Here is a 19,785-nt window from a genome sequence, read left to right on the forward strand (position 1 = left end):
ACCCTAATGTTAATCTCTGATATCGATTGTAGCATTACGTCAGTTAGACGCGCATACTCAAACTAAGTGGATTCATATTAAATTTATCGCAGCAAGCTGGAAATAAACGGAGAATGAAAGTGCAAAAATTAACCATATTCTATGATGGTACCTGCCCTATTTGCGTAAGAGAAATGAACGCACTGAAGCAACGCGATCAAGGGCATCGACTAACGCTGGTGGACACCCATAGCGAGGAATTTGCACGCTATCCGCAAATTGATGCGCAGAAAGCATCAACCGTTCTTCACGCGCTGGATGAACGCAATCGACTTTTACTCGGATTAGATGTCACTTACCAAGCGTGGAAGTTAGTAGGCAAAGGATGGTTATACGCCCCACTACGCTGGCCAGGCATCAAACCCTTGGCAGATTGGTCTTACATAAAGTTCGCCAACAACCGCTATACGATTTCTAAATGGCTTACAGGAAAAAGTAAGTGCAACAACAACCGTTGCTCTCGATAACTCTCAGTAATCTCAATGACATAGGACTAATGTCTAATATCTCAATTGCATATATCTCTCCTGATTCACAGTCCCAATCCAAAATTCTGGTTAATCTATAAATCAACCTAATGAGCTTGCGAATACATAAGCGTCACCGCTGACGTCGCACGTCAAATAGGGATAAATCAAGACAGGAAGTTGGTATGAATCTCTCTATAAAAAGTCGCCTTTATATTTTGGCGTTAATCCCCCTGCTTGTGATTACAGTTGGCCTGCTAAGTGTTACCTACGTAAAAACCGCCCAACTTAACCACGCACAAGTTGAACTGACACAACATCACATGATGGACACCAAAAAATCCGAGCTAAAACAGTTCGTCCAAATGGCTAAGTCATCTATCGCCCCTTTACTTGAACAAGGTGCCGATTTAGAAACGGCATTACCGATACTAAGAAGCCTAAAGTATGGTGATTCGGGATATATATTTGGTTATGACTCAAGTGGCGTTCGGATTGTAGCCGGAGACAGTACGCAAGGCGTCGGTGACAACTTTTGGGATTTGCAGGATAAAAAAGGCAATTTTTTAATTCAAGAATTGATTCGTAATGCTAAGACGGGAGACTACACAACGTACTACTTTCCTAGACTTGGTGACACCAAAACCCTACCGAAACTGAGTTACTCTATGTACATTCCAGAATGGGATTTAACCATAGGTACGGGCTTTTACACTGACGATGTCGATGCCAAGATCCAAGAAATGGAGCAAGCAACGAATTCAGCGTTGCAAGATACTCTATCCGCAATTTTTATCCTTTGTATCATCATTTCGACGATCGTGGCGGTATTTGCCGTCATCGTAAACCGAAGCATTATGAATCCGTTAGAGAAGTTTGATGCTTCCATAACTGCATTTGCCACTGGCGAAGCTGACCTCACCGCGAGAATGGAGAGCTTTAATGCCCCTGAGTTTGCAAAGCTGAGCCACAACTTTAATGCGTTTGTATCAAACCTACAATCCATAATTCAAAGTGTAAGTAACGTCAGTCATCAGGTCGTTAGAGAAACAAACAACATGTCTGAAAGAGCCTCACAAGTAGATGAACTCGCCGCTGGTCAGCGCAAAGAAACAGAGCAAGTGGCGACAGCAATGACAGAACTCACTACAACCGCTAACGAAATATCAAATAATGCGAATCAGGCAGCTCAATCAGCTAAAGAAGTAGACGAAAGCGCCATAGAAGCCAGAGACATAGTGCAGACAACAGCTCAATCCGTCGAAGCACTGGCCTCAGAAGTCTCTCAAGCGAGCAATGTCATTTCGGCTCTGGAAAGCAACGTACAAAATATTGCGGTGTCACTTGGTGTGATTCAAGATATTGCTGAGCAAACCAACTTATTGGCGCTAAACGCCGCGATAGAGGCTGCACGAGCAGGTGAACAAGGTCGAGGCTTTGCCGTGGTCGCTGACGAAGTACGCAAACTTGCCAGTCGAACGCAAGACAGTACAGGCGAGATACATCAGACGATAGAACAACTAAAAAGTGCGTCAGATGCGGCTGTAAAAGCGATGAGTTCAAGTCAAAGCCTGAGCCACGAAACCGTTCGTGAAGCCAATGCCGCTGCACAGGCATTAGTGAAGATTCAGGACTCGATCGGCACAATCATGGATATGACTGCCTTAATCGCAACGGCGACCGAAGAGCAAAGCATTGTCGGACAAGATATATCGCAGCGCGTTGTCGTTATCTCCGACCAAAGCTATCAATCTGCAGATCTGGCAAACGACAACAAAAACGGCAGCCAAGAACTTAACCGCAGAGCCACTGAATTGTACGACTTGGTAGACCGATTTACTGTGTAAATTGCCGTTATAGAAACGACGAAGCCCGCAACTACGCGGGCTTCTTACTTTTATTCAAAGCAACTATTAGCTGACTAATAACCAGATACCCACGCCCATCATCAATGTCCCCGCAATGCGATTCATTAAGCGAACATTCTGAGAATGACCAAGTACTCTTTTTAAGCCCTTTCCGCCGGTCGCATAGAGTGTCATGCAAACAAATTCAAAGAACAAAATAATGCTGACTAACACAACCAACTGAGGCGCTAATTCTGCTTTCTGATCAATAAATGGCGGCAGTAGCGAGATCATAAACGCCCACCCTTTTGGGTTAGCAATGGCGGTCACAAATCCTTGAACCACTAAGTTCCAATCGCTTTGCGGAGCCGCTGCGCTTTCATCCATATTGATGGCGAGCTTTCCGCGAGAGAGCCACATTTGCACGCCTAAGTAAAATAGGTAACTACCACCTAATAGTTTAAGCGCGACAAACAACCAAGGATAATTGAGCATGACCGCTGCAATGCCGAGTACTGCGGCTACCGCAACCAAACCTACGCCGACCAGTTCACCTGCCATCATCCACAGAGTGCGTTTGTACCCCACACTCATCCCAAGCGTAAGAGCAAGTGTCATACACATCCCGGGGGTGATAGACACAAAGAAAAAGGTTGGGATAAACATCCCTAGTAATGCGGTATTCATTGGCTCACAGAGTTTCGAGTTATTGATTGTAAAATCAGATTATCACGGATTGTTGGAATCGGGTGATGAAAAATTAGGAGAGATAACATTTACGTGCTTTATGCGGTAAAACAGATAAATGGGAACGTGGCGGACGCAGATGAATTTAGATGAGTAAGGGCGCTGTGCGCCCTCAATATTGACTATATACGCTACTTGGCAGCGTGGAGAATCCTCCCGTGAAGCCCATCTTTCATCGCAGCACGATCATGCTTCATTTGCAGCATCGCTGCGTCACTCACCGGGGAATCCCTCAGTTCGAGTTTGCGTATTTCTTGATCCAGTAAATCATACTGTTTCATGTCGCTCATAAACGCGGCATCAGACCTAGAAAGCGATTTGATCGTATCTTGATGTTCAGGAAATTCACTTAACAGAGAATGATCTTCACCTAACATAGTAACCCCTTCATTAGCTCATTGTGGACCATTAAAAAGACGGTTCTTTGAACAATTTTAGCACTTTCAAAAGAATTCACATGTGAACTCAACTTCGGCTCGCTTTACTCACCAATAAAACGAACGCTATTTCCGCTTCTATACGCGCCAGTAAACGGTAACGCCAAGTTTAATAAAAGCCATTTTGATGAATGAGAACAACGGGTATCGGTGTAGAAACCATCGCCATATTAAGGTAGCATTGCCGACCTTTTTTCATACGTAGGAGGTTTTATGTTTATCGGATTCGACTATGGTACAGCTAACTGTTCCGTGGCAATGATGGAGCAAGGAGAGCCAAGACTTTTAACGCTCGAAAATGACGGTATCTATATTCCTTCGACACTGGCGGCTCCTACACGTGAATCCGTTGCTGAATACCTGTTTAAGTTTCGTGATATCAAACCGCTCGACAGCGTTGGTGAACAAGTTCTTCGCCGAGCAATTGCTTTAAACAGAGAAGAATGTATTGATCTAGAAGCATCGGATCTCGCATTTGGGCACTCAGCCTTAGATCTTTATCTTCAAGATCCTAGCGAAACCTATTACGTAAAATCACCGAAGTCTTTCCTTGGTGCATCTGGTTTACGAGATGTTCAGGTCAGTTTCTTTGAAGATCTGGTTTGCGCCATGATGGACAACATCAAACGAAATGCGGAAACCGATGCGCAAGCGTGCATCACCGATACAGTGATTGGTCGCCCTGTTAACTTTCATGGCCGAGACAGTGAAGCTGCAAACCAGCAAGCAGAAAACATATTACTCAAAGCCGCTAAACGGGCAGGCTTTAAAAACATTGAGTTCCAATTTGAACCTGTTGCTGCCGGACTAGAATATGAAGCGACACTGACCGAGAACAAAACCGTTCTTGTCGTCGATATCGGTGGTGGTACTACAGACTGCTCATTAATCGAGATGGGTCCACGCTGGCGAGGCCAATCGAACAGAGCACAAAGCTTACTCGCACATAGCGGTCAACGCGTGGGTGGTAACGATCTCGACATTGCATTGGCATTTAAACAGCTCATGACGCCATTTGGTCTTGGTAGTAAAACCACAGCAAACATAGCGATGCCGCATATCCAATTTTGGAATCCGATTGCGATTAACAGCGTAGACGCTCAAGCTGACTTCTATTCTCGCTCTAACTTGGCAACGCTAAATCAACTGAAAAAAGAAGCACAAGAGCCCGAAAAGCTGGCAAGATTATTAGAAGTATTTCATGAGACACTGGGCTATAGCATCGTACGACATGCTGAAGAAGCTAAAATAGCGCTGTCTGAACACCCGCAATATAGCGTTGTCATGAACCTGCTCTCAGAGCAATTAGAAGTTGATATTCACTTCGAAGACATGATCAACGCGATAGAGTCTCCAAAACAAAAAATGGCTGAGTTAGTCAAAGAAGCGGTTATGCAAGGTCGCGTTCAACCCGACGCGATATTTATGACAGGAGGCTCGGCACGCTCTCCTATCTTACGTAGCGCTGTTCAGGAAACACTACCCAATATTCCCGTCGTGAGTGGTAATTACTTCGGTTCGGTGACCGCAGGCTTAGCGCGCTGGGCAGAGGTTTGTTTTAAATAGCACTAACAAAATCTAACCAAGTTTAAAAAAGCCAGTCGCGTATACGACTGGCTTTTTGTTATGAGATGGTTTTGCCCAAAACATCTTAACTTCTTTTGGTTCTGAGCCAGAAAAACAGCGATAAAAAAGGGCAACTGAATGCCCTTTATTTAGAAGTTAACGGATATCGCTAAGAAGCATCGGTTTACCAAAACCTAATAGCCTCGCATTACTTTGCTCAAAGTAGCTCTTCCAGAACGATTCTAGGTGGTTCATTTTTTGAGCTGAGACGTACTGATTGCTACTTGGAATAACACCGGTGCCAACAACGTAAACATCAGCTGCATTGAAGTTTGCGAACATTTGTGCAGAAGACACTTTTTGAATTTCACTTTGTGCATCAATGACACGGGTGCGGTTATTTTTGTAGAAAGAGGTAATATCCGAGTTTTCAAGCATGTCACTAATTAGCAGCACAACCTTACGTTTAGCGTCAGAGTTACCTAATACTTGGTTGCTGATATCACTCAAAGTCCCGATCAGTTCTGTGTTGGTTGGTTTGTCCTGTGGCTCAAATGCGCCTTTAAGACCAATACCTACTTTGCTGATCATAAACTTGTGCTGCTTATCCAAGCATTTATCAAACGCTTTAAGTGCAGACTTTTTGATGTAGTTTCGGTTATCTTGGCTAAGTGGTGCATCCAGTTGGCCTTTAAACACAACTTTTGTGTAGCTATCTTGAGCAAAAGAGGAAAACTCAACAAGCTGGACTTTGTCACCTGGTTGGATAAAACGTGTCAGACTTTTATAAAGCTCTGATTTAATATCCTGAGCCAGAGAGTGTGCCATCGTCTTATCAATCAGGATAACCAGTTCTCTCTCGCTAGGTAACTGATAATACTCAGACGAGATATCCGCACTACAGCTTGGTACGTCATTACGAACAACGGCTGCATTAGCAAAGTGGCTGCTTAACGCCACTGCAGTTAGAAAAATCTTTGTTACTAATTTCATAATTTATCTTCTCAAGACATCGCTTGTTGCTGAAGGCGAGCTAAACGCTCCTGAGGGGTTTCAGCTTTTGGCTCGTTATTGATTGCTTTAAGTGCAGCTACGATTTGCTCATCTGTTAAGCCATCCAGTTCGTTCGCTTTCACTTTCTCGATGATATCTGCGTCAGTTAATCCCGTTTCAATGGCGACAACGCTAGGCTGAGCCTCTTGCACAACTGGTGATTCCGCAGCGGCTGTTACTGTTTTCGCAACCGGCGCTTGAGCTTGAATCACTTCTGGTGTCTGCTGGTTTTGCAGTTCACGCAACTTATAGTAATTGATAAAGGTACGAGCAGAAGGCTTGTTCGCAGCGTTCAAAATATTCTTATCACCTGCTAGCTTACGCGCGCTGATTGCAAGTTTGCTCTGCAAGTGGGAGAGTACGCTCTGTGCAACACGTTCAACACCAGCGCGTTTTGCAGCATGGTAATCAAGATACGCATTTAAGTTTGAGAACTTATGCGTCGCTTTGTATGCCTTTGATGACTCTTTTCCAGAGAATGTCGTCTTGAACCCTAGGAAAATACTGATCGCTTGCATCGCTACAAAAATGACAGCCAGGATAATGAATGTCATCCAACCGCCACGTTTATGCGCCTGGATCGCATCACGAAACGCAGCATCGTCTGCTTCGTCGTTATAGCTAGTAAGCTCTGCTGGTGGCGCATCCGCAAATGGGTCTTCAATTGAGAATGTTGAACCCATTCCGTCTTGCGTACGACCACTGATTTCTTCAATGGCTAACTTCTCTAACACCTGACCACGTACATACGTCGCACCAATACCAACGATAGCAATCACAACGACCGTCAAAATGCTCATTGTCCATGATTTACTGAAGTCAGCATTCGTTTTCGCAAGTCGGTTAGCAATCTGTTTCCAGCTTGGTTGATTGTCATCTAACTCGTTCGTTTTCGTTGTTAGACCAACTAACTGATCCGTTTCAACATACGCTTCTGTAACAGTTTCGTCGTGACCCCAACGTAAACGCACCTTGCCGATCTGTTGGTTACGATATATCTCACCACCCATGGCGTGAGTTAAGAAAACCAAAATCATACTTAGTACAATAGCAATCGCGATAGCGCCCTGAACCTGAATCGCTTCACTTCCATCTTGAATAGTGAATCCTGCAAGAATGTAAGCAAAACCCGCAGCTTCGATCACAACCAAAATTGATAAGCCAAGCCAGATGTACCAGCTCATTGGTTTGATGCCTGTATCACCGACTTTATTCAGGTAACGAGCAGATTGTTCGTAGTGATATTCATCTGCGTTACAATCATCAAAATAAGGAAGGAAGCTATTACAAACTTCACGTTCCGAATTAAACCAATTTTGGTCATCCATACCAAAGCGTTTACTCAAACGCGCGTTTTTACCAATAAGTGGGAAACGGTAGTAATACGCCTTTAAATGTAAATTAATGGCAGCCCTGTTATTAAAATAGATAATGACCGCTAAAACTGCGGATACAATACCTGTAACCAGCAGTCTATTAAGTAGAAGCCAACTTGTTAATTCATTCATGATTATGCTTTTCCTGGTTTGTAATCAGCCATCATCAAACCCTTAGGGCCTTGATAATAGATTTTTCCTGCGAACGCGTTGAACGTTCCATTTTTATGTTTTTTATCTACCGCAATATCAATACATTTAATTGGGTAGTTTTTATCCTTAATAAACGCACGATAAATAACCCCTTCAGATCCATTGTAGATATTTACATCTACCATTTTCGCGGTCTTCATTGGTTTTGCTTGTCTATTTGAGGAATAATTTTTATAAACGGATATGGTTGGGTTTTCAGTAATATCTAAAGTACTTCGATCAACGGCTAAAGGCGCCATGCCGATACCATGTTCATTAACCTTACCCCACCAAGCCGTTCGGTTCATGCCTGGTAAATAATCGGTCGTGCTTAGCGTTTTCTCGCTGACTTTATAAAGAGATGTGGTGACGCTTGGTTCATCATAAACACACGATGTTTCTTCCAATGCGCCCGCTACTGCCTGACCAATAATGGAAAAGCTATTGGTTTCTTTCGCACCAATATAAGCAAATAAGTTGTCCTCATTGCCTTGGTATATTGCACCACCGAAATCGATAAACTGTCTGCTGTTTACGCTTCTTACGTTATCTTTGGCAATCACGTCGCTCACAGCTTTTGCGCTAACAGAAGACTTACCTTGACCGCTTGCGACCTGTTCTCTAACCGTGCTGCTTTTTTTCGCAATATTGTCTGTTGTGCGGATTTTTGCGTAGCTAGGTTCAGATGCCTTGTACTTCACATAATTGGTCACGTACTCTGGTTTGTTCGATAGCGTGACAACCTCAATACGTCGGTTATCAGCACGCCCCGCAGTGGTTGTATTCGACGCAATCGGCTGTGATTCGCCAGCACCATAGATATAGATGTTCTCTTGAGGGATGCCATTTCGAATTAACTCTTCCGCGACACTCCTTGCACGTTTAAGTGAGACATCAGCATTAACCTTAGCAGACCCCGTATTATCGGTGTGACCGACAATCAATACCGCGCTGTCACTTGTCTTAACCGTTTCGGCGTAGTTGCTAAAAAAGCGTTTATGTTTTTGGCTTGAAATAGACGTTTGACCTGTGCGAAAAATATCGCCTTTAACCGTCGCGGATAAGCCGACTATTTCTGACTTTCCAACTACATGTTCGATTTTTTCTTTTTGACCCGAATTCTCTGCCGCAATAATGGCTTTTGACTGGACCGCCACCATGCTCTCGACACCATCGCCTTCGGCCGCACCAATACGCTCAAACTCAACATCTACACCCTGCTTTTGAGCAGCTTCAGCGAGTTTTGCTTCTCGCTGTGCCCAGTAGTAACCTAGGGAACATCCAACCAATGCACCAACACCCGCTCCTATCCATGCTCCCTCATTTCCACCAATCACTTTACCTGCCAAGCCACCGACAATCAGGCCACCGGCACAACCGATCATTGTTCCGGTACTAATACCACCATAATCACCTGTCGTTGAACAACTTGTTGCAGCGAGAGAAAAGCTAACTGCAATAGCGATTTTTTTATAGTTCTGCATTTTTTCCTACCATGCACGTATATTTAATATTATTTTTTCTGTCATTTGCCCAATTTAAAAAATAACCATCTTGTATTTGCTCTATTTTTAATTCTTGGACAAAACCACTTTGTTTTTCTTTCAGCTGATAAACCCAGGTATTATTTTGGTCAGACGCACCAATAATAGAAAAACGATACCGAATTGACTCCGGCATACCGAGCTCTCTCAGCGGTTCATTAAAAGAGGTTTCTAACGTGATTTCTTTAAGTTCAACAGTGAAATTAAACGTTGTAACCTCTTGGCCGGAACGTATTTCACCAAGAAAAGAGTGACAAGGAGGCAGAGAATAGTTTGGAAAAAAATAAAACCCTGCCGCAACAGTTACCATTGCAACTGAAGGTATGAAGATAAATTTGTATCGCATAGGTGTTCTTCGCCCAGTTACCTCAAGACAAGAACATTAAGATAGGTACTTACGGTAATATTAAGATAATTTCCCACAGTAATAGACCCCTAACCAATTCATTCTTTAAATACAATATATTATTAAAATTATTTTGGTCATTATTGCAAATGAGAAACTGAATGTATAGATAGCGTTTTCACATATCACGTATACATATGTGAATTTCTTCTAACTAAAATCACAAATTTGACTTCGCAGATTTGATCTTTATTCAATTTCTTAGACATTACGGTTGCCAAGTTTGGGGATCAGTTTTTTTTGATACGTGAGTTGACGCTAAACCATTGCCCATTGAAACTTTCACATAAATACAATTTATATTTTCGGTCGGAAGATTAAGAACGATTTGTGTAACCAGATGTCGTTGATATTGGCGGATTAAGCCCACTTACGGTGTTTTAAGAAGGAATAAATTTAGTGATTAGAGGAGCGCTGATAAGCACAACACGCTTGGTCGAAAATACTAAGCGTGTTGCAAGGTTAAACATCTTCAGCGTCAAAAGCTTCATCTTCAAGCATTGAACGGCACTCAATCTCGTACTGATTGAATGAAAAAATGCTGGCTCCATGAACACGCTTGGTTGTTATTTTCTCATCACCAAATTGCACCGTTACATGAGTAAAGACTTTGCTGGTGGCTTCAATTTTTGCCTCAGCAAGCGCATCGTTAAGATCCGCCTGATTCACATCTCTCGCCAGTTTCGCCGCTTCAAGCTGGGTACTTGCTTCTAACTTTTGCGATTCTAACTTTTCTTCTTGCTCAGGCTCACGTTCAGATTTAGGCACTTTCTTCAGCTCTAATTCCTGACGTACGAGCGACATCGTCTCTTCCTGCGCAAGAGTATAGTTTTCCTTTAATTTAACCTGACGTTCACGATGCTTGTGAAAATGAGCGAACGCCTCAACGTGAGTTGCTGTATCACCTTCAACGCCCAATTCGACACAGGTCACTGACCCACCCACTTTTGCGTGCCCGCCACTTAGTGTTCCTTTCTTCCCAGTGGAGTTAGAAACAACAAGATCTTTTCCACAACGCACTTCGCTGTTCATACAGTGAACTTGAAGCTGAATATTTTCCGCCGCTTGCAGTTCGCAAAACTGAGCATACTTGGCATGGATTGAACCACCGGATTTTACAATGCAGCTTTTCGGCTCTCCTTCAGACACATTGTGGCCAATGATTCCTTTTGCAACGTTAATATCGCCTTTTGCTTGCACATTCGCGGATTCAATAAACCCACCTACCGATATGTTTCCGGTTGCTCGAACAATCATATCGGATTCGATATTCCCCAGAACAACCACATCACCTTTAAACTTAACGTGCCCCGTTGCAACACCTACATTGGGTAAACAGATCGCCTCAGTGACATCAACGCTACGATCATGAATAACAGGCATACCCGACGCCGTCGCAATCAGTAAGTTCGGATTGTCTTGAGATATTTTCGAGCCTTTTCCTTCCTTGAGAATACAATCTCTGCCTGCCTTGGCTGGAATAACACGTCCTAAAACGGTTGAGCCGGGTTCCCCAGCTGTTGCGGGAATTCTTTCCATTAATGGTTCGTCTACCGCAACACTGATCATTTCGCCCAAGTTGAGCATGTCTATCTTGCCACTCGTTTTTTTCTCTTTCGGGGCAAGAATCTGTTTGGTCGGATCCTTTACCAAGGGTTTCAACAGAGTATCCTTTCCATTGATAGGATGTTTGCCTCGAGCCACCGGCTGCGAGAATGTTTCGCCAGGTTTTAGGGTATGGCTCATAACTAGGACTTTTTTTAGTGCTAGTTTGTTAATTCCCTTCACAACATGAGAATCGGCAAGTGCACTAACAATCTGGTGACCAACAAGCGGGTTGCCTTTATAAGCGCCAGTGATAACCATGGTGGCTAGCATGTCGTTTTCAGAAATAACGATTTCAAGTTCTACGTCTTTCACTTCGGCGATTTGGATTCCATGGTAGGCTTCGCTTTTACGAGCCTTTGCCAGTTTCAAAAATCTCTCTGCCTCATCTGACGATACGAAATAGTCTTCTGCGCCTATACTGCTCAACGCAACACCGAGTCCTTGTGTGTCTAGGTTACTTTCTATTTCTGTTTGAGGATCTAACTTCGCAATCACTCTGCGTTTATCCTCGGATAATTCCAGCAACGTTTCCCACATATACCACTAACCCATTAACAGCCTGTCTAGATTAAGTGTATTCAATTTTTGTTACTTACTAAATCGAAAGTACTACAAATTAGAGCGCAGTCACTGAATAGGATTGTACTTTCAACAGAGCTCAGAAATGCCCGTTAAAGGTGATTTGTAAACTGTTTTTGGATTTACACTGTAAAACCTGTAAATGATTTTACAGTGTAAATTGGTGTACTTAGCGAGGAGTACTGGTTTGTGTTTTACAGTGTAAATTAGAGTACGCGATAATTGGTGAGAGCAGAACACTTAAATCTGAACGGAGCTGCTGTTCAACTTGCTTTCTACCCGCCAACGAAAACTCTCTTGCACACTGCTCCCAGCTATATTGCTGTATCAACTTTCGAATAACTAGGTCACTGGCGGAATTAATCAATACGGGACAAGACTTCCAGTAGCTATCTAACATCGGTGCAACGCTATCAAAACTTGCACCGCCCAACGTGTAGTTCTCTACAAGTGGAATAAAATGAGTATGCGCAACTTCCGAATTGTCGCCATCGACCAACGCACGTACCAAGTCTATCTCTAAGTCTTGAAACAGAGAAGAAAGAGAGAAATGCATAAACTGGCGGAAGTAGCATTTCACATGATTCAGCCAAGTATCCTGTGCTGATACCATAATTAAAGAATGCGTGCCGCTAGACTGCTCTCGAGTGCTGCCCAATTTGACTGGCGTAAAGCCGCATTTTTTCCAGAACGACACTAACTCGCTCGTTGCTCCAAAACTCGTGGAATAGAAATCCGCAGAGCTTATCTCTTTAAGCTGACTCAATAGCCGCTCCCCTACCCCTTGGTTTTGTCTCTGAGGATGAACAGCTATTCTCATTATGCGTATACTGCTCAGGCGAGCTGCATCGGCAACACCCAGCTGATTGGCTAACGTGGTCGCAACAAGGTGCCCTTTTGGACGACGTTTTCCTAGCTGTATCTGGGCGATCGTATCAGAATCTAGCCCGCCCTCTTGAACCGTTAGAATGCAACCGACGCAAATGTCTCCAGCAAAAGCCGCGTAAAGCTGTATTGTTTCGTCAGCAAGTAGAAGCATCAAATCATTGGGGGAAGTCTGATAATGGGCGTTCACCAACAACGCAAAGCAAGAACGCAACTTTTGAGGTTGTTCAAATAACTGCTGCTTGCTGATGTGGTTCAAAGAGATATCACTTGTATCTGTAGAACCCAACTCATCGAGTTCTGCATCTAAAAGAAACGAATCAAAATGCCAATCTTCTAATGGGTCAGAAACGTTCCAGCGAATCGGTTGATCGAGGTGGATGTGGTTATAGCCAGGTCGATGTTTCGCAAGCCAAGCTTGAAATTTAAGAGTGAATCCTCGACCGCACCCTTCGTATCCGTGAACCGTTGTAGAGAATACTGCTCGGTGATAATGATCGACCATTTTTTTCAGCATAGGAATAGGGATGGCTGATGCTTCATCAACAAAAATGCAGTCACAGTATGGCGTGGAACGTAGTAATTCATCGGGTGCGACAAACTCTAGAATGGAGCCTTCAAAACGGATTTTGTTTTTCTCGCCTATTGCTTGTGGTAATAGACGAAGCGCATGTTCGAACACTGGCTGAATAGTAGCAATGCTTGGCGCAGTGACAATAATATGCATCGTTCGACTTTGCATAAGTTGAGCGGCTGCGATTCCGAGTGCACTGCTCTTCCCTCGCCCTCTATCCGCTGTAATAACGAGAGGACGTTTTCGACGACCTTCGATAACTTTTCTGACGCCTTCTACGGCTCGATTTTGTTGTGCGTAAGGTTCTAAACTGGAGGGACGGCAATTAGGGACCTTGGGTAGCGCTTCGTGTTGCCTAACAACGACTAACTTTTCTAATGCACGATCTAACCATTGCTCATCGAAGGAACATGAAGGCGAGCAGTTAGGCAGAATGACCACGAGCCCTCCCCCAACAACACACCCAATTGCAGCGCTAAAACTATTGGCGTCAAAACCTTCACTAAGATCGCAAATAAGAAGCTGGCACTCTTGTCCCAATAACTGCTGACCTTTTGAAATAGCCACTCCCTTTGTGGTGAAAGAAAGCACCTCACCACCTAGCTGGAAGATATGACTACCGATTTTTTCATTCGCAAGCTGCTTGAGCCATTCTAATTGCCACTCCCTATCCCCGCGTAAAACAACGCCGTAGCGATGATGATCAGCGGAGGCCGCACTGAAAAGCTGGTGAATGTATTTTTGGGTGACAACCATGATGAACTCAAACGAAATATAAAGTATGAAGAGCAATATTATGGCATAAAAAAAGCCGCTCTCGGCGGCTTTTGATATCTGTCTGGGATAAGTAACTACTTAAGCTTACTCGAAACGAAATCGAGAATTTCTTGCATAAGTAACTCATCGACTTTCTTGAGATTCAAAGACAAATCGTTTCCTTTGCGAACATAGCTTGCTCGACCTTTCACTAAATCTGTTTTAGAGACCGTCTTTGCTTTGCTCGGAGCCAGTTCTTCAATCCACGCTTCGATTGTTTCTGTCACATCCTTCGTAATGCGAGCTACACCTTGCGCCGAACTACGCTGCCAAACAAAGCCATCATCTGACTCGCATTTTCCTAGTAGTACAGAACGCTTTTCATCATTTAATGTATTGTACTGCTTATGAAGCTTCACGATCGTAGGACGACCTAAATCCGCGACATTCGGGTACGCTTGAAGAAGCTCAAGAGGTAAATCTGCAGCTTTCAGTGCACCACTCACTAACGCCTCACTGCACTGGAACATTTTCGCCAAAGCTTTCTGATCTTCCGCTTCCCCACTCTCTAACTTGGCAAGCATTTCTTTGCCTTTTTCAAAAAGTGACAACGGCTTATGGGCATTTGCCACGTCAGAAAGAAACTTAGCGTGTTCCCCACTGATGTTTTCGCCTACATAAATTAAGAACTCTTTTTCAGCCAAGATACATGACATTCGACGGCGGCTACCGTCAAGGACTTCAATCTTGCCATCTTCTCTTCTTCGACCAACCGCTGGGTACTGCTGTCCGCGTTCTCTGAGCGTGACTAAAACATCCGACAATGCATGCTCATTCAGGAACGATTGCTCACGTGCGTTTTCTGAAAAGACGATGGTATTTTCACTGACTTCATTTGCCGGGATACGAATGAGTTCAAACTGAACCGTATCTTCACCGGCAACAGCCAATTCAATCACTTGAGCCTGCTCTTTCGCAGCCTGTTGAGCTTGCTGAGGCGTTGTTACATGGCGCTTGTTCGCCTTACCAAATAATCTTGCGTTTAAATCTGAAGTTTTAATTGCCATTACCTAATTACCCCTGATTTAGTGATGTCCAATGACTATGAAGTACACGCTCTAGCTCTAATGCACTTTTCTGCACCGCATCTTGCGCGGTCGCGAGCGTTTTCTTACCACCTTCAAAATCACTTGTTGTTAAGTCAAATACGGTACTGTACGTATCCGCACACGTTTCGAATGCTCGACTGCGAGGAATTGTCGCCATCATAACTTGATCACCTAGCAAATAGTTCATCTCAGTCAGGACTGCGACTTGCTTTTTGTTGTCATCCTCAAACATGGTAGGCATCAGGCGAACAAACTCTAGCCCTTGCCAATCATCTGGGAACATTTCATATACCGTCGGCAAGTGTTGGAAAAAGTTAACCGTAGAAGCCCAGTCCAAACGCTTAGCAGCACACGGAATAAGTAACGCATTCGATGCGTACATTGCGTTCCAAACTAGCGGGTCTACGTGTGGACCTGTATCGATCATAATAACGTCAAAATCATCCGCTATTTTGTCGATCAGTTTTTCTTTAAGTAGCTTAACAATGTCTAGAGACTGGTTTTGAGACAAATTCTGCCACGCTTCTGCATTAAACATCGCATCTTCAGGGAACGCAGACACTGTCTTCAAGTTTGGATATTGCGTAGGTAGAAGGACATTCTTACGCAGGAACTCCGCGTCTACTTCTGTCCCCTCTGGCACGTTGTCCAGCATAACATCGACAGCAGAATAGATATTTTCATGATCCGTTGTACTAATTTGCGGGTTCAGGAACAAACGAAGTGAACCTTGTGGATCAAGGTCAACCAAACAAATACGGTAACGTTTATCTAAATTTAACGCTAAGCAAGCCGCTAAATGCACGGCTGTCATGGATTTACCTGTACCACCCTTTTGGTTCTGTACGTTGATAATCCATGGTTTATTGTCACCATGTTTCTTACGCTCATGGAATTTTGGCACGCCAGCCGCGTCCATCAACATATGCGCTTCTTGAAGCGAAATTGAATAGTGATTGGCATTATTTTTTGTAAACTGGTGACCTGACTCTTCTAACTTGCTGATAGCGTCATCCAGTTTACGTCGGGTTAAACCTGAGCGAGTTTCCATCAATGCCTTTGACATTGGCGGAAAGTGATCATCGCTTCGTTCTTCCAAAACAATCTCAATACGATCAGCTTGCACCTGTGCTGTTTGCTCAGCTAACTGAATGAGACTCTCAATGGTTTGTTCTCTTTTCATTGCCAAATTCCGTTATTAATGACTTAGTTACGATTGTACAGCATTGCAATCTATAGACAATAAAAAGGTGAACAATCACTTATAGATGAAAATCACATTAAATAGAAAACTTTCATTACTTTTAATGTCGGTGAACAAAAAGTAGCAAAATTGACAGGTTATTTTTGATTGGTAAACCCTAGCTAACAGGTAAACTTTTAAAGTGTTACATTGTCACTAATTTACAATGTAAACATATTTAACGGTAATTTTTCCCGGAACGATTAACTTTAGTACATATTTTACGGGAGATGTCATTTTGACAAGCAAAAACAAATCTCACAACCAGATTAAAAGCACCAAGCTAAACCAAGGAACCGCGCACAGTATGGAATAGGGGAAAGTATTCTCTCGTATCGAAACGATGATCAAGGGTATAATCATGATCATGCTTTCGGGCATTATTATCGTTATAGGAACAATGATCAAGGCAAGAAGCGAATGGTTCGATAGGGAAGTGGGCTTGATCGAAACGACTGAAAGATCGGAACAATGATCAAGATGTATATCGTTCCGGAAGCATGGAAAAGTAGAGACTAATTACGGAAGAATGCAGTTGGATTAGGGCTTGAGGGCTATATCTACTGGTTTTAAGCCAAAATCGGGCAGACAGGGCGTTGAATGACAACTTACATTGATATTCATGATCATGCTTTCGGCATCAATGCCTAAAACCGTGATTTGTGGATAACCTTTTTATCACGTCATTCGAAGCACTAATCTTACGATCGTATGCGCGAAGTTTAATGACGAACTCACCTACCTTGATCATTCTTTCGGGAAATTTAATCACTGCTTTGTGTATATTCACTCGATCAAATTGAAAGTTATTCAAGCCCTTGTGGATAACGTGTTCGAACTTGATGATCATACTTCTGAGATTACTTTGATCATGCGTTCTAATTGTTGATGATCATGGTTTCGACTAATTTTGATCATGCTTTCAAGCATTTATTGATCATGCTTTCGTTTAAATCATGATCATGCTTTCAGAGCGTCAAAAAAAAACCTAATATTTTACAGTGAGTTATAAGTAAAACCTTAGCCAGATCAATAGATCATATAATCATTTAAGATCATATTAATCAGAAAGATCAGTTATTTAAAAACAATAAGTTTTTCTTTATTTATGATCTTTTTTTCTTTATTCTTCGGGAACTATAGCGATATTACGGCCAGTGTGATACGGATCTAATAATGAGTTCGGAAGAAAAAATACTGATCAAAGCCCCAAGAAGCCACAAAGATGGACACTTGTTTGAGGTTTCAGAGACAGCAGTCAATTGGATAGAACAATACCAGCACTTTAAAGGGGTGACGAAGAGTATAGTAGAACTTCTGAACCTTATCTCTTTGAGAGGATTCAGTAGCAAAGATGGCCTTGTTTCCACAACAGAACTGATCGAAGCAACAGATGGCCACGTAACACGTGCGGCGATTCAACAACGCCTCAGAGCCGCTGTAAACGTCGGATTATTCCACCAGGTCCCTGTACGATTCGAAGAAGGGCTGGCGGGCAAAACCATGCTGCACCGCTTTGTTAATCCGAACAAACTCATCTCTGTACTTGGTGCAACCAGTTTGGTTACAGAGTCGGTAAAGCAAAGCGAAAAACAGAAACGATCAAAAGCGCTCGCTCAGACACAAGTTAATAAACGTTTGCTTAATGAACATGGCTTAAACACGCCACCGGTCATGAAAGACGAGGCCGATCAATTTGTCGTTTCACCGACTAATTGGGCAGGGATCATCGACCAAGCGCTTGCGCCGCCGCGTACTCGCAAACAATACCAAAAGAGCATGGTGTCGATCTCTGGAACACGTGCCGTGATTGAAACACGATCTTCAAAGAACATCATGACCGTTGATGATCTCATGACTCTGTTTGCCTTGTTCACACTGACTGTTCAATACCAAGAGCACCACCAGCATCAATATCAGCTCGATGGTACGCAAGTGCCCAACAAAACACCGTTGTATATCACCGATATTTTGTCTCTTCGAGGCAAGAAGGATAGTGGTCCTGCTCGCGATTCTATTCGAGACAGTATAGATCGAATTGAGTTCACAGATTTTCAGTTGCACGAACTCACTGGTCGATGGCTTAGTGAAAACATGCCAGAAGGCTTTAAGAGCGATCGTTTCAGATTTTTGGCCCGTACCATTACTGCATCCGAAGAAGCCCCTACAGAGGGCGCTGACGGCGAAATTCGCATTAAACCGAACCTATACATCCTAGTTTGGGAGCCATCGTTTTACGAAGAGCTACTAACCAGAGATTATTTCTTCCTGTTTCCGCCTGAGATCCTGAAGCAGCACACATTGGTTTTCCAGTTATACAGTTATTTCCGAACCCGAATGTCGCGTCGCCATACGGATGAAATGCTGCTGAGTGAGTTGAATCAAAAACTGGCACGAAATATCGAATGGCGTCGGTTCTCTATGGATTTGATCCGCGAACTGAAGAGACTATCGGATGGAAAAGCGAGTGAAGATCTTTTTGTTGTGAACTTATGGGGTTACCACTTAACGATCTCTGCGATTGAAGAGAAAGGGAAGATCAAAGACTATAACTTTGATATCAAGTGTGATGCCGAAGAAGTGCTACGTTATTCTCGCGCCCGAACGACAAACGCGGGTAAACGAAACATGGCGCCGACTCTGCCTAACCCGTTGCGTAATGAAATGGTGACAAAACAGCAACTCGAAGAAATGTCGCAAATCATTGACGGCGAGTTCGAACCGATCCAGAGAAAAGAGCGTTCACCAAAAGGAAAATTGGGTCGACGAGTGAAGTTGCGTAAACACTTGGTTGAGATCAATGCTGACGAGATTACTATTACTCTATCCAAATATACCTCTCCAGGCGCTCTAGAACGCTCTATAACGGCTTTGGCGGCTATGACTGGGCATTCCCATAGCTCAATTCAAGAAGAGTGCTTAGAGCTAATCGACAAGCTGGATTACCTGAGAGTAGGGGAGGAGGCGATTCCTTATGAAACACTCAGCAAAATGGTTGAGTTGTACAACAGTCAAAGTGAAAACAAACACCTCTCGATCGAACGTCTGATTGCTGGTTTAGCTGTACGCCGAAAAGTATGTAAGCAGGTGATGGAAGGGCATTTGGATGAGATGGTCTTCCGAGCGCTCGATGAAGTGGCTGTCTAAGGGATATGTCCAACATTTAGAGCCAGCAGAGGATGCAGGCTTTTTATTTGCTTCTTTTTATTGCTTAAAGTGTCGCACAACTCTCAAAATTGTATAAAACAGAGATAGTAAACATTTCCTAGACATTTAGCTGACAGTGGACTGACATTGAGTGTACGGTAAGCCGATAATCTGGTTCGCGAATAGACAACCTTTGCCCTTTCTTATTTG

14 protein-coding genes are annotated in these 19,785 nt (G+C 43.4%); 4 read left to right on the forward strand and 10 right to left on the reverse strand.

Annotation, left to right across the window (positions count from 1 at the left end; translation table 11 throughout):
• Positions 1 to 119: 119 nt before the first annotated feature.
• Positions 120 to 506, forward strand: coding sequence for a thiol-disulfide oxidoreductase DCC family protein (locus NP165_RS16535; protein WP_257085628.1), 387 nt, complete (start codon positions 120 to 122; stop codon positions 504 to 506).
• A 185-nt stretch (positions 507 to 691) separates the two neighbouring features.
• Positions 692 to 2,353: a methyl-accepting chemotaxis protein gene (locus NP165_RS16540; protein WP_257085629.1), complete on the forward strand. Its 1,662-nt coding sequence runs from the start codon at positions 692 to 694 to the stop codon at positions 2,351 to 2,353.
• A 66-nt stretch (positions 2,354 to 2,419) separates the two neighbouring features.
• Here the strand turns inward: NP165_RS16540 and NP165_RS16545 are convergent, their stop codons facing one another.
• Positions 2,420 to 3,040, reverse strand: a complete 621-nt coding sequence (locus NP165_RS16545) for a LysE family translocator (RefSeq protein ID WP_257085630.1) — start codon at positions 3,038 to 3,040, stop codon at positions 2,420 to 2,422.
• Positions 3,041 to 3,231: 191 nt separating this feature from the next.
• Complete coding sequence (locus NP165_RS16550) at positions 3,232 to 3,477, reverse strand: HP1242/YdcH family protein (RefSeq protein WP_257085632.1); 246 nt, start codon at positions 3,475 to 3,477, stop codon at positions 3,232 to 3,234.
• Positions 3,478 to 3,750: 273 nt separating this feature from the next.
• Here NP165_RS16550 and yegD point away from each other — a divergent pair, with 273 nt between their 5' ends.
• Positions 3,751 to 5,103, forward strand: coding sequence for a molecular chaperone (gene yegD, locus NP165_RS16555; RefSeq protein ID WP_257085633.1), 1,353 nt, complete (start codon positions 3,751 to 3,753; stop codon positions 5,101 to 5,103).
• Positions 5,104 to 5,259: 156 nt separating this feature from the next.
• Here yegD and NP165_RS16560 read toward each other — a convergent pair whose 3' ends face one another.
• From NP165_RS16560 to NP165_RS16595, 8 genes are all read right to left on the reverse strand, one after another.
• The gene (locus tag NP165_RS16560; RefSeq protein ID WP_257085634.1) at positions 5,260 to 6,096 is read right to left on the reverse strand and encodes a hypothetical protein; all 837 of its coding nucleotides are present in this window, start codon (positions 6,094 to 6,096) and stop codon (positions 5,260 to 5,262) included.
• Between the two features lie 11 nt (positions 6,097 to 6,107).
• Positions 6,108 to 7,664 (reverse strand): hypothetical protein, encoded by a 1,557-nt coding sequence (locus NP165_RS16565; RefSeq protein WP_257085635.1) that lies wholly within the window; start codon positions 7,662 to 7,664, stop codon positions 6,108 to 6,110.
• 2 nt (positions 7,665 to 7,666) lie between these two features.
• On the reverse strand, positions 7,667 to 9,208 hold the full coding sequence (locus NP165_RS16570; RefSeq protein WP_257085636.1) for an OmpA family protein: 1,542 nt from the start codon (positions 9,206 to 9,208) through the stop codon (positions 7,667 to 7,669).
• A complete protein-coding gene (locus NP165_RS16575; protein WP_257085637.1) occupies positions 9,195 to 9,614 on the reverse strand; it encodes a hypothetical protein in 420 nt (139 codons plus the stop codon). The genes NP165_RS16570 and NP165_RS16575 overlap by 14 nt, the downstream gene beginning before the upstream one ends.
• A gap of 522 nt (positions 9,615 to 10,136) precedes the next feature.
• Positions 10,137 to 11,819, reverse strand: a complete 1,683-nt coding sequence (locus NP165_RS16580; protein WP_257085638.1) for a flagellar assembly protein A — start codon at positions 11,817 to 11,819, stop codon at positions 10,137 to 10,139.
• 211 nt (positions 11,820 to 12,030) lie between these two features.
• Positions 12,031 to 14,076 (reverse strand): GNAT family N-acetyltransferase, encoded by a 2,046-nt coding sequence (locus tag NP165_RS16585; protein ID WP_257085639.1) that lies wholly within the window; start codon positions 14,074 to 14,076, stop codon positions 12,031 to 12,033.
• 95 nt (positions 14,077 to 14,171) lie between these two features.
• Positions 14,172 to 15,143, reverse strand: a complete 972-nt coding sequence (locus NP165_RS16590; protein WP_257085640.1) for a ParB/RepB/Spo0J family partition protein — start codon at positions 15,141 to 15,143, stop codon at positions 14,172 to 14,174.
• Between the two features lie 7 nt (positions 15,144 to 15,150).
• Entirely contained in the window at positions 15,151 to 16,368 is a 1,218-nt protein-coding gene (locus NP165_RS16595) for a ParA family protein (RefSeq protein WP_257085641.1), read from the reverse strand.
• 1,236 nt (positions 16,369 to 17,604) lie between these two features.
• Between NP165_RS16595 and NP165_RS16600 the strand changes: the two genes are divergently transcribed.
• Positions 17,605 to 19,575: a replication initiator protein RctB domain-containing protein gene (locus NP165_RS16600; protein ID WP_257085642.1), complete on the forward strand. Its 1,971-nt coding sequence runs from the start codon at positions 17,605 to 17,607 to the stop codon at positions 19,573 to 19,575.
• The last annotated feature ends 210 nt before the right edge of the window (positions 19,576 to 19,785 follow it).

This window comes from Vibrio japonicus, assembly GCF_024582835.1.
Taxonomy (GTDB): Bacteria; Pseudomonadota; Gammaproteobacteria; order Enterobacterales; family Vibrionaceae; genus Vibrio; species Vibrio japonicus.

What these genes read in the sequence shown, in the direction of transcription:
- NP165_RS16585 (WP_257085639.1), bottom strand. Translation starts at nt 14,076, where the DNA reads ATGGTTGTCACCCAAAAATACATTCACCAGCTTTTCAGTGCGGCCTCC.
- NP165_RS16550 (WP_257085632.1), bottom strand. Translation starts at nt 3,477, where the DNA reads ATGTTAGGTGAAGATCATTCTCTGTTAAGTGAATTTCCTGAACATCAA.
- NP165_RS16590 (WP_257085640.1), bottom strand. Translation starts at nt 15,143, where the DNA reads ATGGCAATTAAAACTTCAGATTTAAACGCAAGATTATTTGGTAAGGCG.
- NP165_RS16600 (WP_257085642.1), top strand. Translation starts at nt 17,605, where the DNA reads ATGAGTTCGGAAGAAAAAATACTGATCAAAGCCCCAAGAAGCCACAAA.
- NP165_RS16580 (WP_257085638.1), bottom strand. Translation starts at nt 11,819, where the DNA reads ATGTGGGAAACGTTGCTGGAATTATCCGAGGATAAACGCAGAGTGATT.
- NP165_RS16595 (WP_257085641.1), bottom strand. Translation starts at nt 16,368, where the DNA reads ATGAAAAGAGAACAAACCATTGAGAGTCTCATTCAGTTAGCTGAGCAA.
- NP165_RS16545 (WP_257085630.1), bottom strand. Translation starts at nt 3,040, where the DNA reads ATGAATACCGCATTACTAGGGATGTTTATCCCAACCTTTTTCTTTGTG.
- NP165_RS16570 (WP_257085636.1), bottom strand. Translation starts at nt 9,208, where the DNA reads ATGCAGAACTATAAAAAAATCGCTATTGCAGTTAGCTTTTCTCTCGCT.
- NP165_RS16540 (WP_257085629.1), top strand. Translation starts at nt 692, where the DNA reads ATGAATCTCTCTATAAAAAGTCGCCTTTATATTTTGGCGTTAATCCCC.
- NP165_RS16575 (WP_257085637.1), bottom strand. Translation starts at nt 9,614, where the DNA reads ATGCGATACAAATTTATCTTCATACCTTCAGTTGCAATGGTAACTGTT.
- NP165_RS16560 (WP_257085634.1), bottom strand. Translation starts at nt 6,096, where the DNA reads ATGAAATTAGTAACAAAGATTTTTCTAACTGCAGTGGCGTTAAGCAGC.
- NP165_RS16565 (WP_257085635.1), bottom strand. Translation starts at nt 7,664, where the DNA reads ATGAATGAATTAACAAGTTGGCTTCTACTTAATAGACTGCTGGTTACA.
- yegD (WP_257085633.1), top strand. Translation starts at nt 3,751, where the DNA reads ATGTTTATCGGATTCGACTATGGTACAGCTAACTGTTCCGTGGCAATG.